The sequence below is a fragment of the Pseudomonas sp. D4-21 genome, assembly GCF_051132125.1.
GTDB lineage: Bacteria > Pseudomonadota > Gammaproteobacteria > Pseudomonadales > Pseudomonadaceae > Aquipseudomonas.
On record NZ_CP071664.1, the window covers coordinates 3,887,072 to 3,900,047 of the forward strand.

Annotated in this window: 9 protein-coding genes; 2 read left to right on the forward strand and 7 right to left on the reverse strand. The window is 62.9% G+C overall.

From position 1 onward, the window contains the following. Positions 1-72: 72 nt before the first annotated feature. The 7 genes from cmk to mtnA all read right to left on the reverse strand — a co-directional run bounded on the left by cmk (position 73) and on the right by mtnA (position 10,779). Positions 73-762: a (d)CMP kinase gene (gene cmk / locus J3Q04_RS17305; protein ID WP_030141014.1), complete on the reverse strand. Its 690-nt coding sequence runs from the start codon at positions 760-762 to the stop codon at positions 73-75. Beyond that, positions 759-2,966 (reverse strand): bifunctional prephenate dehydrogenase/3-phosphoshikimate 1-carboxyvinyltransferase, encoded by a 2,208-nt coding sequence (locus J3Q04_RS17310; RefSeq protein WP_434611543.1) that lies wholly within the window; start codon positions 2,964-2,966, stop codon positions 759-761. Before J3Q04_RS17310 ends, cmk begins: the two co-directional genes overlap by 4 nt. A 28-nt stretch (positions 2,967-2,994) precedes the next feature. Continuing rightward, positions 2,995-4,107, reverse strand: a complete 1,113-nt coding sequence (gene hisC / locus J3Q04_RS17315; protein WP_434610342.1) for a histidinol-phosphate transaminase — start codon at positions 4,105-4,107, stop codon at positions 2,995-2,997. 13 nt (positions 4,108-4,120) lie between these two features. After that, entirely contained in the window at positions 4,121-5,215 is a 1,095-nt protein-coding gene (gene pheA, locus J3Q04_RS17320) for a prephenate dehydratase (protein ID WP_420767788.1), read from the reverse strand. Continuing rightward, positions 5,215-6,300 carry a 3-phosphoserine/phosphohydroxythreonine transaminase gene (gene serC / locus J3Q04_RS17325; RefSeq protein WP_420767787.1) on the reverse strand — a complete coding sequence of 362 codons (1,086 nt, stop codon included), beginning with the start codon at positions 6,298-6,300 and terminating at the stop codon, positions 5,215-5,217. The genes pheA and serC overlap by 1 nt, the downstream gene beginning before the upstream one ends. Positions 6,301-6,617: 317 nt before the next feature. Then, complete coding sequence (gene gyrA, locus J3Q04_RS17330; RefSeq protein WP_434610338.1) at positions 6,618-9,281, reverse strand: DNA gyrase subunit A; 2,664 nt, start codon at positions 9,279-9,281, stop codon at positions 6,618-6,620. 421 nt (positions 9,282-9,702) lie between these two features. Then, on the reverse strand, positions 9,703-10,779 hold the full coding sequence (gene mtnA, locus J3Q04_RS17335) for an S-methyl-5-thioribose-1-phosphate isomerase (RefSeq protein ID WP_434610335.1): 1,077 nt from the start codon (positions 10,777-10,779) through the stop codon (positions 9,703-9,705). 105 nt (positions 10,780-10,884) lie between these two features. Here mtnA and J3Q04_RS17340 point away from each other — a divergent pair, with 105 nt between their 5' ends. Next, positions 10,885-12,216: a TRZ/ATZ family hydrolase gene (locus J3Q04_RS17340; RefSeq protein WP_434563058.1), complete on the forward strand. Its 1,332-nt coding sequence runs from the start codon at positions 10,885-10,887 to the stop codon at positions 12,214-12,216. Between the two features lie 60 nt (positions 12,217-12,276). Continuing rightward, a complete protein-coding gene (ubiG, locus tag J3Q04_RS17345) occupies positions 12,277-12,975 on the forward strand; it encodes a bifunctional 2-polyprenyl-6-hydroxyphenol methylase/3-demethylubiquinol 3-O-methyltransferase UbiG (RefSeq protein WP_039588851.1) in 699 nt (232 codons plus the stop codon). The last annotated feature ends 1 nt before the right edge of the window (position 12,976 follow it).

The following is a 12,976-nucleotide window of genomic DNA, read 5'->3' on the forward strand; positions in this document are numbered from 1 at the left end:
AGACGATGTGGGTTAGTTTCATATATAAGAAGCACCGCAGGACTATGACTGGTCCCCTGCGGAGCTTCCTGGTCACCCGGCGATATCGCGAAGCGCGATTTCACTCATGATGCGTTGCAACACCTGATCGATGGACAACTCCGTGGAATCCAGCTGTATCGCATCGGCCGCCGGCTTTAGCGGGGCCACTGCGCGCTGGGTGTCACGCTCGTCGCGTGCACGGATCTCATCTAGCAGACTCGACAGACTAACATCCTCGCCTTTGCCCTTCAACTGCAAATATCGGCGGCGAGCCCGCTCCTCCGCGCTGGCGGTCAGGAAAATCTTCAGCGGCGCATCGGTGAACACCACCGTGCCCATGTCCCGGCCGTCCGCCACCAGCCCCGGCGGCTCCTGGAAAGCCCGCTGGCGTTGCAGCAACGCCTCGCGCACCGCCGGCAGCGCGGCGACCTGGGAAGCCCCGGCGCCAACGCTTTCGGTGCGGATGACATCACTGACTTCATCACCTTCGAGGATGATCCGCTGCAACTGGCCATCGGTGGCCGCGATGAACTGCACGTCCAGATGGGCGGCAAGGGCCTTGAGCAGCTCTTCGTTGGTCAGATCGACGCCATGGTTGGCCGCGGCGAAGGCCAGCAAGCGATACAGGGCACCGGAATCGAGCAGATTCCAGCCCAGTTGCTTGGCCAGCATGCCGGCGATGGTGCCCTTGCCCGATCCGCTTGGGCCATCGATGGTGATGACCGGTGCCTTGATGTTCACGACTGTGCCTCTTGTGCTACTCGAATACCGACCTGCGCGCACAACGCCAGGAAGTTCGGGAACGACGTGGCGACGTTGGCGCAATCATGGATGCGGATCGGCGCGCTGGCGCGCAGGGACGCAACACTGAAGGCCATGGCGATACGGTGATCACCGTGCCCATGGACCTCGCCGCCACCAATCTGGCCGCCGTCGATGATGATGCCATCCGGCGTCGGCTCACATTTGACGCCGAGCGCGAGCAGGCCGTCCGCCATCACCTGGATGCGGTCCGATTCCTTGACCCGCAGCTCTTCGGCGCCAGTCAGCACAGTGCGGCCTTCCGCGCAGGCAGCCGCCACGAACAGCACCGGGAACTCGTCAATCGCCAGGGGAACCAGCGCTTCCGGAATCTCGATGCCCTTGAGTTTAGCCGCTCGTACGCGCAAGTCCGCAACCGGTTCGCCGCCCACTTCACGCTGGTTCTCCAGGGTGATGTCGGCGCCCATGAGGCGCAGGATGTCGATCACGCCGGTACGGGTCGGGTTGATGCCGACATGCTCCAGCACCAGGTCGGAGCCTTCGGCGATCGAGGCCGCCACCAGGAAGAATGCCGACGAGGAGATATCGCCTGGCACTTCGATGTGGGTCGCGGTCAGTTTGTTGCCGGATTCAACAGACGCCGTGGCGCCGTCGACCGTGACCGGGTAGCCGAAGCCACGCAGCATGCGTTCGGTGTGGTCGCGGGTCGGAGCCGGCTCGGTGACCGTCGTCTTGCCTTCGGCGTAGAGGCCCGCCAGCAGCAGGCAGGATTTCACCTGGGCACTGGCCATCGGCATGGTGTAGGTCAGGCCCTTGAGCTTGTTGCCACCACGAATGGTCATGGGTGGACGGCCCTCGGCAGCGGTCTCGATCACCGCGCCCATTTCCCGCAACGGGTTGGCAACACGGTTCATCGGGCGCTTGGACAGCGAGGCATCGCCGGTCAGGGTGCTGTCGAAGTCCTGGGCGGCCAGCAGGCCGGACAACAGGCGCATCGAGGTGCCGGAGTTGCCCAGGTAGATCGGGCCCGGCGCAGGCTTGAGGCCGTGCAGGCCGACACCATGAATCGTCACGCGGCCGTGGTGCGGACCTTCGATGACCACGCCCATGTCGCGAAACGCTTGCAGCGTCGCCAGAGCGTCTTCACCCTCGAGGAAACCTTCCACCTCGGTCACGCCCTCGGCCAGCGAGCCGAGCATGATCGAACGGTGGGAAATCGATTTATCGCCCGGTACACGAATCCGCCCCCTGAGGGAGCCACCAGGTTGTGCCAGGAAAATCAGATCGTTGGAGTTCATAGCGTCCACATAGGCCCGACGGGCCAGGATTTTACTGAAATGCTCGCGGGCCACCCTGGCACGTGTGAAAACGCCCAGCAATTGGTGCCCGTCCCCTGCATCGACCGCGTCGCGCAAGGCGTCGAGGTCGCTGCGAAATGTATCGAGTGTGCGTAGGACAGCTTCACGGTTGGCGAGGAAGATGTCATGCCACATGACCGGGTCGCTACCCGCGATTCTCGTGAAATCGCGGAAACCGCCGGCAGCGTAACGGAAGATCTCAAGATTTTCATTGCGTTTGGCCAATGAATCCACCAGACCGAACGCCAGCAGATGCGGCAAATGGCTGGTGGCGGCCAATACTTCGTCGTGTCGCTCGACCTGCATGTGCTCGACATCCGCCCCCAACTCGCGCCACAGGCGATCCACCACCGCCAGCGCCGTCGGGTCCGTCTGGTCCAACGGCGTCAGGATGACCTTGTGCCGACGGAACAGCTCGGCATTGGAAGCCTCCACCCCGCTCTGTTCGGAGCCGGCGATCGGGTGACCGGGCACGAAACGCGCCGGCACGCCGCCAAACGCCTCGGTCGCCGCCCGCACAACATTGCCCTTGGCACTGCCGACGTCGGTGAGAATCGCTTGCCCGAGCTCCATGCCGGCCAATCGGGCCAGTAGTTTCTCCATGGCCAGGATCGGCACCGCCAGCTGGATCACATCCGCGCCCTGGCAAGCGACCTGCAAATCGTCTTCACAGCGGTCCACCACGCCCAGCTCTACCGCCAGCTTGCGTGAATGCGGGTCAAGATCGACGCCCACGACTACCTGGCACAGCCCGCTTTCACGAAGGCCCTTGGCGAACGAACCGCCAATCAACCCCAGGCCGACCACCACCAGGCGACCGATCATAGGGGTCGCAGGTTGCAGCAAGGTGACATCACCCACGAGCCAGGACCTTGCTCAGCGCCTCCAGGAAACGGGTGTTTTCCGCCGGCAGGCCAACGGTGACGCGCAGGTGATTCGGCATGCCGTAGTTGGCCACCGGACGCACGATCACGCCTTCGCGCAGCAAGCCTTGATAGACCGGCGCCGCGACGCGTCCAACGTCCACACAAATGAAGTTGCCCTTGGAAGGAATCCAGCCCAGACCCAACTCACGCAAGCCCGTTTCCAATTGCTGCATGCCGGCTTCGTTCAAGCGACGGCTTTGCCCCAGGTAGGCTTCGTCCTGCAATGCGGCGCAAGCGGCAGCCAGGGCGAAGCTGTTGACGTTGAATGGTTGGCGCACGCGGTTCAGCACATCGGCCACCACCGCAGTGGACAAGCCGTAGCCAACCCGAAGCGACGCCAGGCCATAAGCCTTGGAGAAGGTGCGCGACACCAGCAGGTTCGGGTAGGCGGCGAGGAAATCCAACCCATCGGGCAAGTCACTGCCTTCGGCGTATTCGATGTAGGCCTCGTCCAGCACCACCAGGACGTGCTCGGGCACGTCCTGCAGGAAGTCGTCCAAGGCTTGGGCGTCGAACCAGGTGCCGGTCGGGTTGTTCGGGTTGGCGATGAAGACTACGCGGGTATTGGCGTCGATGGCGGCGAGCATGGCGGGCAGGTCGTGCCCCCAAGCCTTGGCTGGAACGACACGGGCATCGGCACCGACGGCCTGGGTGGCAATCGGGTAGACCGCGAACGCATGTTCACTGAACACGGCATTGAGGCCCGGCGCCAGGTACGCGCGGGCGACCAGCTCGAGAATGTCGTTGGAGCCGTTACCCAGGGTCACCTGGTTCAGCTCGACGCCGCAGCGCTCGGCCAGCAGGCTTTTCAAGGCGAAGCCGTTGCCATCGGGGTAGCGCGTCAGCTCGGCCAGTTCGTCGCGAATTGCCGCGAGTGCCTTGGGGCTCGCGCCCAGCGGATTTTCGTTGCTCGCCAACTTGACGATGCTGGCCGGGTCAAGATTCAGCTCGCGGGCCAGTTCGTCCACAGGCTTGCCTGGAACGTAGGGCGAAAGTTGTTGAACGCCTGGCTGGGCCAGGGCGAGGAAGTTGCCACTCATTTGCTATCCGCCCTTAAAGAACTGCCTTGGGGTAGGAACCCAGCACCTTGAGTGCCACTGCTTCCTGACTGATTTTCTCCAGCACACCTTTCACCAGCGGATCGCGGTGGTGGCCGACGAAATCGATGAAGAACACGTAGGTCCATTTACCACTGCGCGAAGGGCGAGTCTCGATCCGCGTCAGATCGATGCCGTTGTCATGGAACGGCACCAACAGCTCATGAAGTGCCCCCGGCTTGTTGCTCATGGAGACAATGATCGAGGTCTTGTCGTCGCCGGTCGGCGGAACTTCCTGGTTACCGATCATCAGGAACCGGGTGGAGTTGTCCGGACGGTCCTCGATTTTCTCGGCCAGGCGCGTCAGCTCGTAAAGGCCTGCCGCCATGTCGCCGGCGATCGCCGCCGAGTTCCACTCACCCTTGACCCGCTTGGCCGCCTCGGCATTGCTCGATACCGCCACGCGCTCGACGTTCGGGTAATGGGCGTCCAGCCACTTGCGGCACTGGGCCAGGGACTGTGCGTGGGAGTAGATCCGGCTGATGCTGTCGGTCTTGGTGTTCTCACCCACCAGCAGGTGATGGTGAATGCGCAGCTCGACTTCGCCGCAGATCACCATGTCGTGCTCGAGGAAGCTGTCCAGCGTGTGGTTGACCGCACCTTCGGTGGAGTTCTCCACCGGCACCACGCCGAAATTCACGGCACCGGCCGCCACTTCGCGGAAGACTTCGTCGATGGCCGCCATCGGCTTGCTGATCACGGCGTGACCGAAATGCTTCATGGCCGCTGCCTGGGTGAAGGTGCCCTCCGGGCCCAGGTAAGCGACTTTCAGCGGCTGTTCGAGAGCCAGGCACGAGGACATGATTTCGCGGAACAAGCGCGCCATCTCTTCGTTGCCCAACGGCCCCTTGTTGCGTTCCATGACACGCTTGAGCACTTGGGCTTCGCGCTCCGGCCGGTAGAACACCGGCACTTCGCCTTCGGCCAGGGACGCCATTTTTACCCGGGCAACTTCCTGGGCACAGCGTGCGCGCTCGCTGATCAACTCCAGGACTTTCTCATCCAGGGCATCGATGCGCAGGCGCAGCGCCTTGAGTTCTTGCTCAGACATCAGCCGTGTTCCTTCTCGAACTCCGCCATGTAGGCAATCAGCGCGTTGACTGCGTTGATGTCCACGGCGTTGTAGATGGAGGCGCGCATGCCGCCGACCGAGCGGTGGCCCTTGAGGTTCAGCAGGCCACGCTCGTCGGCGCCGGCCAGGAACGGCTTGTCGAGACGATCATCCGCCAGGCGGAACGGCACGTTCATCCAGGAGCGATCAGACTTGTTGATCGGGTTGCTGTAGAGGCCGCTGGCATCGATGAAGTCATACAGCGTGCGCTGCTTCACTTCGTTGAGCTTGCCGATAGCCTCGACACCGCCCTGCTCTTTCAGCCACTCGAAGACCAGGCCTGACAGGTACCAGGCCAGGGTCGGCGGGGTGTTGTACATCGAGCCGTTGTCCGCCGCGACCTTGTAGTTGAGCATGGTCGGGCACAGAGAGCGGGCGCGACCGAGCAGGTCTTCGCGGATGATCGCGACCAGAATGCCGCTCGGGCCGATGTTCTTCTGGGCGCCGGCGTAAATCATGCCGAAACGGGAGATGTCCACTGGACGCGAAAGGATGTCGGAGGACATGTCGGCCACCAGCGGCACGTCACCGGTTTCCGGGACCCAGTTGAATTCCAGGCCACCAATGGTTTCGTTCGGCGCGTAGTGGACGTACGCCGCGTCCTTGGACAGCTTCCACTCGTTCTGGCCGGGTATCGCGAAATAGTCGTAGGGCTTGGCGGTGGCCGCCACGTTGACGTGACCGTAGCGCGACGCTTCTTCGATGGCCTTCTGCGACCAGATACCGGTGTCGATGTAGTCAGCCGAGCCGTTTTCCGGCAGCAGATTCAGCGCAATCTGGGCGAACTGCTGGCTGGCGCCGCCCTGCAGGAACAGCACTTTATAGTTGGACGGGATGTTCAGCAGATCACGCAGGTCCTGCTCGGCCTTGGTGGCGATGGACACGAATTCATCGCTGCGATGGCTCATCTCCATGACCGACAGGCCCTTGCCATGCCAGTCGAGAAGTTCGCCCTGGGCACGCTTCAGGACCGCTTCGGGAAGCGCCGCCGGGCCGGCACAGAAGTTATAGGCTCTCTTGCTCACATCCAATCTCGCTCTGATCTGGTGGTCACATAAATCTTTTGGTCCGCACACCGCCCTACAGGGCTACCGCTTAATCAAGACATGGATGAATCCGTGGCGAGGGGGCTTGCTCCCGCTTGAGTGCGAAGCGCTCACAAAAAAGAGGGGCCGCTGCGCACTGGAACGCCAGCCGGCCCAGCGGGAGCAAGCTCCCTCGCCACAATGAATCAAACAAGCCTCAAGAGAGGGCAGTCCCCAAGGGATTGCGCAGTGTCGCAAATTTTCAAACGGAACAAACAACAAGGGGGCGAATTTTCATCCGCCCCCTGCGTGCCCGCTTAGTCCTGCGGCTCTTCTTCGTCTGCGGCAGCATCGAGCGGTTGGTCGCCGACGGTGTCGTCGACATCGGCACCGAGGGCGCCATCGAACCCCACGCCGTCCTCGCCTTCCAGCTCTTCGCCTTCGACTTCCGAAGGCTCCTGGACGCGCTCAAGGCCGACCAGTTTTTCGTCTTTGGCCAGCTTGATCAGCGTCACGCCCTGGGTGTTACGACCCAGGCTGGAGACTTCGTCGACCCGCGTACGCACCAACGTGCCTTGGTCGGAAATCAGCATGATCTCCTCGCCGTCGAGCACCTGGACCGCGCCAACCAGGCGACCGTTACGCTCGTTGCTGACCATGGCGATCACGCCCTGGCCGCCACGCTTGTACTCGGGGAACTCGCTGATGGCGGTACGCTTGCCGTAGCCACGCTCGGATGCGGTGAGGATCTGGCTGCCTTCTTCGGGGATCAGCATGGAAATCAGCTTTTGCCCTTCCGGCAGACGCATGCCGCGCACACCACGGGCGGTACGGCCCATGGCGCGGACATCGGATTCCTTGAAGCGCGTGACCTTGCCGCCGTCGGAGAACAGCATGACTTCGCGTTCGCCGTCGGTGATGGCGGCGGAAATCAGCACGTCGCCCTCGTCCAGCTCCAGGGCGATCAGGCCGACGCTGCGCTGGCGGCTGAAGGATTCCAGCGGGGTCTTCTTCACGGTGCCGTTGGCGGTTGCCATGAAGATGTAGTGACCTTCGGTGTATTCCTCCACCGGCAGCATGGTGGTGATGTATTCACCGTCGTCCAGCGGCAACAGGTTGACCAGCGGACGACCACGGGCAGCGCGGGATGCTTCGGGAATTTCGTAGGTCTTGAGCCAGTACACCTTGCCCTTGCTGGAGAACAGCAGCAACGTGGTGTGGCTGTTGGCGACCAGCAGGTGTGCGATGTAGTCCTCGTCCTTGACGCCGGTAGCAGATTTGCCTTTGCCGCCACGACGTTGGGCCTGGTAGGCGGCCAACGGTTGGGTCTTGGCATAGCCTCCGTGGGAAATGGTCACCACGCGCTCTTCTTCCGGGATCATGTCCCCCAGGGTCAGGTCCAGGCGCGCATCGAGGATTTCGGTGCGGCGCACGTCGCCGTATTCGGCGCGGATCACTTCCAGTTCTTCGCGGATCACTTCCATCAGGCGCGTGGCGCTGTTGAGGATGCGGATCAGCTCGCCGATCTGGTTGAGGATTTCCTGGTATTCGGCCAGCAGCTTCTCGTGCTCCAGACCGGTCAGGCGGTGCAGGCGCAGTTCCAGGATGGCTTGCGCCTGCTCCGGGGACAGGAAGTACTTGCCTTCGCGCAGGCCGTATTGCGGATCTAGGTTTTCCGGACGGCACGAATCGGCACCGGCGCGTTCGACCATCGCCACTACCGCACTGGATTCCCAAGGGGTGCTGACCAACGCTTCCTTGGCTTCCGACGGCGTCGGCGAGGCCTTGATCAAGGCGATCACCGGGTCGATGTTCGACAGGGCAACGGCCTGGCCTTCGAGGATATGGCCGCGCTCGCGCGCCTTGCGCAGCTCGAATACGGTACGGCGGGTAACCACTTCGCGACGGTGACGGACGAAGGCTTCCAGCAGGTCCTTGAGGTTCAGGATCCGCGGACGGCCGTCGATCAACGCGACGATGTTGATGCCGAACACGCTTTGCAGCTGGGTCTGGGCGTAGAGGTTGTTGAGGATCACCTCGGGCACTTCGCCACGGCGCAGCTCGATCACGACGCGCATGCCGTCCTTGTCGGACTCGTCACGCAGCTCGGTGATGCCTTCGAGTTTCTTCTCTTTCACCAGCTCGGCGATCTTCTCGATCAGGCGAGCCTTGTTCAGTTGGTACGGCAGCTCGGTGATGACGATCTGCTGGCGGCCGCCGACCTTGTCGATGTCCTCGACGGTGGAGCGGGCGCGCATGTAGATGCGGCCACGACCGGTGCGATAGGCCTCGATGATGCCGGCGCGACCGTTGATGATCGCGGCGGTCGGGAAATCCGGGCCGGGGATGTACTGCATCAGCTCATCGACGGACAGTTCCGGGTTGTCGATGAGGGCCAGGCAACCGTCGATGACTTCGCCGAGGTTGTGCGGCGGGATGTTGGTCGCCATGCCCACGGCGATACCGCTGGAGCCGTTGACGAGCAGGTTCGGGATACGGGTCGGCATGACCGCCGGGATCATCTCGGTGCCGTCGTAGTTCGGCACCCAGTCCACGGTTTCCTTGTGCAGGTCGGCCAGCAGCTCGTGGGCCAGCTTGGTCATGCGCACTTCGGTGTATCGCATGGCCGCGGCGTTGTCGCCGTCCACCGAACCGAAGTTGCCCTGGCCATCCACCAGCAGGTAGCGCAGGGAGAACGGTTGCGCCATCCGCACGATGGTGTCGTACACGGCAGTGTCGCCGTGGGGGTGATACTTACCGATCACGTCGCCGACGACACGGGCGGATTTCTTGTACGGCTTGTTGAAGTCGTTGCCCAGCTCGCTCATCGCGAACAGCACGCGCCGGTGCACGGGCTTCAAGCCATCGCGCGCATCCGGCAGCGCCCGCCCGACGATCACGCTCATTGCGTAGTCGAGGTAGGACTGTTTCAGCTCGTCTTCGATATTGACCGGGAGGATTTCTTTGGCCAGTTCGCCCATGAGAAGCCTGATTCCTTTTTCTGGTGAAACCTCGTCACGTCCAGATGGGACGAACGAAGCTCGCCGCTGCAGGACAAATGCCGAGCAGCGACTTACGACAAATCAACGAGTTATGCCATGGATCTGCGCAGTAAAGGCCACCTCGCGAGGCAGCCTTGGAAACCGCCGGATGTTATCACAAGAGCCGCCACGCACCTATCCCCCAGATGCGCATGGTGCGTAGTTAGTTGACCGATGACAGGCTGAAAAGGGACGAGAGAAGCTCAGAGGCGCTGGGAATGGCGATTGGTGGCCGGATTTGGCTGTTTTTTCAGGCTTTGCCGGCCCCATCGCGAGCAGGCTCGCTCCCACAGGGCAACGTACGCCGTCCAATGTCGGAGCGAGCCTGCTCGCGATGGGGCCAGCTCAGGCGCCGAAGCCCTTAGTGCAACCGCTTGCGACACATCAGTTGGGCCATCTTCGCCGCATCTGGCCGCTCAACAATGCCTTTCTCCGTCACGATAGCGTCGATCAGGTCTGCCGGGGTCACGTCGAAAACCGGATTGAAGGCGTCGGCATCGGCCCCGACCCGCTTGCCGCCAACTTCCAGCAATTCGCGGCCGTCACGCTCTTCGATGGGAATGTCTTCACCGCTGGCCAGGTTCATGTCGATGGTCGAGCTCGGCGCCACCACCATGAAGCGCACGCCGTGGTGCATGGCGCAGACTGCCAATTGATAGGTGCCGATCTTGTTCGCCACGTCGCCATTGGCGGTGATGCGGTCGGCGCCGACGATCACCCAGGTCACACCTTTGGTCTTCATGATGTGGGCGGCAGCGGAGTCGGCGTTGAGGGTCACCGGAATGCCTTCGTTCGCCAGTTCCCACGCGGTCAACCGCGAACCCTGTAGCCATGGGCGGGTTTCGTCGGCGTAGACCCGCTCGACCATGCCTTCAAGGAATGCACCGCGAATCACCCCGAGCGCAGTACCGAAGCCGCCGGTGGCAAGGGCGCCGGTGTTGCAGTGGGTCAGGATCGCCTGGGCGTTGCCCTGATGCTTGCGAATCAGGTCGACGCCGAGCTGGGCCATGGTCAGGTTGGCCTCGCGATCGCTTTCGTGGATCGCCATGGCTTCGGCCTCCAGGGCCGCCAGTGGATCGGCATGCTCTTTGAGGCGCGCCAAGCGGTCGCGCATGCGGTCAAGCGCCCAGAACAGATTGACCGCCGTCGGCCGGGAATCGGCCAGCAAGGCGAAATCCGCTTCCAGCGCATCTTGCCAGTCACCGCCCTCGGCCAACCGCGCCCGCGCCGCCAGCACCACGCCATAGGCGGCACTGATGCCGATGGCCGGCGCGCCGCGCACTACCATCGAACGGATGGCCTCGGCCACGCCGGCCGCACTGGTGTAGCCGATCCAGTTCTCCTCGAACGGTAAAACACGCTGATCGAGCAGATAAAGAGCGCCATCACGCCAATCGATGGCCTTCACCTTCTCCGCAGCCAACAGTCGATTGCGCATCCTTCACCCCGCACTCAGAAACAAAAGCCGCCGATTATAGCGATCCCTCCGCGAAGACGCTCGGGTATACTTCGCCTCCTTTATAACTCATGGAACCGTTCCACGATGCCCAAGCCTGCCGTTGCGCTCGACTTATTATTGCTGCCGACCTGGTTGGTGCCTGTCGAACCCGCCGGTGTCGTGCTCAAGGATCATGGCCTGGGCATTCGCGACGGTTGCATCGTGTTCATCGGGCCACGGGCCGAAGCCATGAGGTGCGACGCCGCTGAAGTCCGCGAATTGCCCGGCATGCTGCTCAGCCCAGGCCTGGTCAACGCCCACGGTCACGCGGCGATGACGCTGTTCCGCGGCCTGGCCGATGACCTGCCGCTGATGACCTGGCTCGAACAGCACATCTGGCCCGCCGAGGGCAAATGGGTCGATGAGGATTTCGTCCGCGACGGCACCGACCTGGCGATCGCCGAGCAGATCCAGGGCGGCATCACCTGCTTTTCGGACATGTACTTCTACCCCAAGGTCGCCAGCGACCGCGTCCATAACAGCGGCATCCGCGCGCAAATAGCCATTCCCATTCTCGACTTTCCGATCCCCGGCGCCGCCAACGCCGACGACGCCATTCGTCAGGGCATCGAATTATTCGGCGACCTCAAGCACCACCCGAGGATCAAAGTCGCATTCGGCCCGCATGCGCCATACACCGTGGGCGACGACAACCTGGAGAAGATCCGGGTGATCGCCGAAGAACTGGACGCGGCCATCCACATGCATGTTCACGAAACCGCCTTCGAAGTGCAGCAGGCTGTGGATAATACCGGCGAGCGGCCGATGGCCCGACTGGCGCGGCTTGGCCTGTTGGGGCCACGCTTCCAGGCGGTGCACATGACCCAGGTCAGCGACGAGGACCAGGCCCTGCTGGTAGAACACAACTGCAGCGTGATCCATTGTCCGGAGTCCAATCTGAAGCTGGCCAGCGGCTTCTGCCCGGTGGAGCGCCTGTGGCAGGCTGGCGTCAACGTCGCGGTCGGCACCGACGGTGCGGCGAGCAACAATGACCTGGACCTGCTGGGCGAAACCCGCACCGCCGCCCTGCTGGCGAAGGCCGTTGCGGGCTCGGCCACCGCCCTGGACGCCCACCGTGCGCTGCGCATGGCCACGCTCAACGGCGCCCGGGCTTTGGGCATCGAAGCGACGGTCGGTTCACTGGAAGTCGGCAAGGCCGCCGACCTGGTGGCCTTCGACCTGTCCGGGCTGGCGCAACAACCGGTCTACGACCCGGTTTCGCAGTTGATCTACGCCACGGGCCGGCATTGCGTCAAACACCTGTGGGTGGCCGGAAAACAATTGCTGGAGGAAGGTCGCCTGACTCGCATGGACGAGTCGCAACTGACTGCCACGGCCCAGGCCTGGGGCCGGCGGGTGAGCGGCCAGGACGAATAGCACGCCCTTTGAGCCAAGGCTCGGGGTCACTGATTTTTCAAGTTTTTCGAGGATCTTCACATGAGCAACGTCGACCACGCCGAAATCGCCAAGTTCGAAGCCCTGGCCCATCGCTGGTGGGACCGCGAGAGCGAATTCAAACCGCTGCACGACATCAACCCGCTGCGGGTCAACTGGATCGACGAGCGCGTCAGCCTCGCGGGCAAGAAAGTCCTCGACGTCGGTTGTGGCGGCGGCATCCTCAGCGAAGCCATGGCCCTGCGTGGCGCCACTGTCATGGGCATCGACATGGGCGAGGCGCCGCTGGCGGTTGCGCAATTGCATCAGCTTGAATCCGGCGTCAGCGTGGAATATCGGCAGATCACCGCCGAAGCCCTGGCCGAGGAAATGCCCGGCCAGTTCGACGTGGTCACCTGCCTGGAGATGCTCGAGCACGTGCCGGACCCTTCGTCGGTCATCCGCGCCTGCTTCCAGATGGTCAAGCCCGGCGGCCAGGTGTTCTTCTCCACGATCAACCGCAACCCGAAGGCCTACCTGTTCGCCATCATCGGCGCCGAATACATCATGAAGCTGCTGCCGCGTGGCACCCACGACTTCAAGAAATTCATCCGTCCTTCCGAGCTCGGCGCCTGGAGCCGCATGGCCGGGTTGACCGTCAAGGACATCATCGGCCTGACCTACAACCCGCTGACCAAGCACTACAAGCTGGCCGCCGACGTTGACGTCAACTACATGATCCAGACCCTGCGCGAGGAATAAG

Excerpts from the sequence above, each read along its gene's own strand:
- J3Q04_RS17310 (WP_434611543.1), bottom strand. The coding sequence starts at position 2,966 with ATGATCGGTCGCCTGGTGGTGGTCGGCCTGGGGTTGATTGGCGGTTCG.
- hisC (WP_434610342.1), bottom strand. The coding sequence starts at position 4,107 with ATGAGTGGCAACTTCCTCGCCCTGGCCCAGCCAGGCGTTCAACAACTT.
- mtnA (WP_434610335.1), bottom strand. The coding sequence starts at position 10,779 with ATGCGCAATCGACTGTTGGCTGCGGAGAAGGTGAAGGCCATCGATTGG.
- ubiG (WP_039588851.1), top strand. The coding sequence starts at position 12,277 with ATGAGCAACGTCGACCACGCCGAAATCGCCAAGTTCGAAGCCCTGGCC.
- gyrA (WP_434610338.1), bottom strand. The coding sequence starts at position 9,281 with ATGGGCGAACTGGCCAAAGAAATCCTCCCGGTCAATATCGAAGACGAG.
- pheA (WP_420767788.1), bottom strand. The coding sequence starts at position 5,215 with ATGTCTGAGCAAGAACTCAAGGCGCTGCGCCTGCGCATCGATGCCCTG.
- J3Q04_RS17340 (WP_434563058.1), top strand. The coding sequence starts at position 10,885 with ATGCCCAAGCCTGCCGTTGCGCTCGACTTATTATTGCTGCCGACCTGG.